This window comes from Methylobacterium sp. J-070 (assembly GCF_022829385.1).
Taxonomy (GTDB): Bacteria; Pseudomonadota; Alphaproteobacteria; order Rhizobiales; family Beijerinckiaceae; genus Methylobacterium.
Genome location: NZ_JAKSXX010000193.1, coordinates 1 through 421 on the forward strand (window position 1 = coordinate 1; position 421 = coordinate 421).

Annotated in this window: 1 tRNA gene; it reads right to left on the reverse strand. The window is 58.9% G+C overall.

The window, feature by feature from the left end:
- Nucleotides 1-302: 302 nt before the first annotated feature.
- Nucleotides 303-378 (reverse strand) — tRNA-Ala (locus tag MKL01_RS20740).
- Nucleotides 379-421 lie beyond the last annotated feature (43 nt).

Here is a 421-nt window from a genome sequence, read left to right on the forward strand (position 1 = left end):
TGACCGGCAGCCGCTAGGCTGTCGGTCACGACACGGTCACAAAAAGACCAGCGACAGAACCGTTTCCGATCCCGTCGCCGTATGCTTGCCGAACATGACCGCCAGGGTTGACAGATCTCTCTGCCCCAACGGCCACATTCCCTCTTCACGATGTCACTGATTGTTTTCGCCTGACAGCACGACCAACCAAACCTGACGGTCCTCGCTGATCATTGCTGCGGCAAACGCATTCTCCAGATAGCGGCCTCGACATCCATCCTCTCAGGCGGCGGCCGTTTCCACGGCGCCAAGTCCCAAACAAATGGTGGAGACAGACGGGATCGAACCGACGACCTCATGCTTGCAAAGCACGCGCTCTCCCAACTGAGCTATGTCCCCAAGAAGGACCGGCTCAGGATCGAGCATCCGAGGCAGAGCCTCG